Origin of the sequence: Halomonas sp. 707B3 (assembly GCF_024158645.1) — a bacterium.
Classification (GTDB): Bacteria; Pseudomonadota; Gammaproteobacteria; order Pseudomonadales; family Halomonadaceae; genus Vreelandella; species Vreelandella lionensis.
Window position 1 is genome coordinate 1 of record NZ_JAMZBE010000259.1, and the last position, 2,353, is coordinate 2,353.

General features: G+C 48.5%; 2 protein-coding genes. One reads left to right on the top strand and one right to left on the bottom strand.

Annotated elements, in window-relative coordinates; all coding sequences use genetic code 11:
* The coding region (locus tag BIS10_RS18385; protein WP_253507604.1) for a DcaP family trimeric outer membrane transporter at positions 1-1,061 on the top strand (1,061 nt) is incomplete at its 5' end.
* Between the two features lie 484 nt (positions 1,062-1,545).
* Here the strand turns inward: BIS10_RS18385 and BIS10_RS19105 are convergent.
* On the bottom strand, positions 1,546-1,875 hold the full coding sequence (locus BIS10_RS19105; protein ID WP_179917349.1) for a four-helix bundle copper-binding protein: 330 nt from the start codon (positions 1,873-1,875) through the stop codon (positions 1,546-1,548).
* Positions 1,876-2,353: the final 478 nt, after the last annotated feature.

Consider the following 2,353-nt stretch of genomic DNA (forward strand, 5'->3'; position numbering starts at 1 on the left):
GGCTTTATGGCTACGCCAGGCTGAACATGGCTTACAACTTCGATCGGGATGCCGGATCGGCAAACGAAGGTTACTTTGGAGAAGTCGAAAGGTCGGAAGGTAAGGTCGGTGATCAGTTTCAGATATCCGCCACCCAGAGCCGCATTGGCTTTCGGACCAGTACGCCTGTCGAGGGGAGCACGCTAGACACCGTTATCGAAGGGGACTTCTGGTCCTACAACGATGATAATACGCGCTTCAGACTACGGCATGCCTATGGGTCCTGGAATGGCATCCTTGCCGGGCAGACCTGGTCGAATTATAACACCTTCGTCGCCGCCACGCCCACACTGGATTTCTTCGGCACGGCGGGAAGCTATGGTGGCTATGGTACGCGCCTTGCCCAGTTGCGCTACACCATTGGAGGATTCTCGATAGCTGCGGAAGATCCAAAAGCACAGCTGGCGGAGAACATCGATGGTTCCTTACCTGAAGACGCCTCCTTGCCAGATAATGACGATGCCGTATCATCGATGCCCGCGTTGAGCCTGCGCTATGAAGATAGTATGGGTGACTTTTCCTACTCAATCGCCGGCATCGCCCGGCAGCTGAAGTACGATACCGGCAGCGAGAAGGATACGGAAATGGGCTATGGGGCCTTCGCCGCAGGTGCCTACCATGCCGGACCGGTGACCTTGAGAGCGATCGTGAACGCCAGCGAGGGGGCGAACAGTTACCTCTATCTGTCTGGCGATTACTTCAACGGTGCCGATGCCTACGTCGATACCAACGGTAAGCTGCAAACGCTATCTGGCGATAGCGGAGCCCTTGGTCTTTCTTATCAAATATCACCACACTATTCACTGAACGCGTCCCATGGCTATACCGATGTCAAATTGGGCGACCCTACCGTAGGTGGGAATGCAGGTAGAAAGAACAAGAATACATTTCTTAATCTGATGTGGACTCCCAACGAACGCTTGATGTACGGAATTGAGTACGGCTATTTCGAAACGGAGTTGGCCGATGGCCGTGAAGAAGATGCGAGCCGTGTGATGGTGGCTGCCCAGTATAGTTTCTAGGGTGAGTTAGTAGCATAGCAGAGAAGCTGTTTTGATCGATTGCTTGGGCGTATGCCCAAGCTTTTTTATGGTCTTCGTCACTTCATGTGGGGCCTGATCGAACAGGCGACCCACAATACCACTGTCACTAAACTGAATAAGAAAGATCAGTCGCGTCGGGAACACTTCCCGGGTCGCGTCGGGAACACTTCCCGGCGGGTGACCTTCTTATTGTTCTGGTGCTCAGCCTGAGCAAACGAGATCTGTTTCATCGAGAACTCTGGCGGGTAGTGGAAAACTGTATTTTGCCCTGCCGGTGGCACTTAGGCAGCAACGGTCGTATTTATGCAGTGTTTCCTTAAAAGAGGCTCGCAGTAGGCTTGCTTCTACTAGAGTTTATTTCAAAATAATTACCTCAATAATTTGAAAGCCTGAGTTAAAGCAAATGAATTTCTCCATAGAAGTTCACGTCGAGCCGGAGCGCTTGCCCCGGCTGGTTTGAAGCTTAGCTGGCCATTGCGGCACATTCTTCAGCGCAGCGATGACAAGCTTGAGCACACTCTTGACAATGGGTTGCATCATGTTTTGCACACTCATCACCACATTTCTTACAAATGTCGGCACATAGACGGCAGATCTCGTGCGCAAACTCACTTTCTTGTGCCATAAATGAGGCGGCTAACCGACAAATTTGAGCACATTGCATGTTAAGGCGAATACATTCCGCCATCATTTTTACGTCGTCTTCTTTTAGGCACTCAGTTGCACACTTGTCACAATACGCTGCACATACGTGACAAGCTTCAATGCAATTCTCATATTTTCCAAAATTCATCTCGATTCTCCATCTATTAAATCAGATTTTATTCACCATAGCTCTTGCTTAGCATAATAAAGCTAGAACAACCTAAAAGAAAAATCAAGGAAAGGTAATCAGGTAACTACTCACGAAATATAAAGTTAAAAAGGTAGCTGTGCGCTACTTGCCAATAATTTTTTATTATTCAGTTAAGATTCAGGAAGGCCTACTATAGTAAATGTTTTTCAAAAAATACTGCAGCATTCGCTGCGCCTGGAAGTTAGCTCGCCACGAAGCCCCTAATTAAAGTAAGTAGGTGAGAAAACTAAATTAATAATGAGAGGAATCAAGTTCTAAGCTTTATAAAAATAATCTCCTTTTAGGAGACTAGCTCAGCCTAATAAGCTTCCTAAGGACCTGAATCCGTGAAGCCGGCGCCGACACTTTCCCTATCACCGCCAGCGAGCACTTTTTGATCATTCGCCCCGTGCAAGTTGGCTTTCGCAAGCCCGTT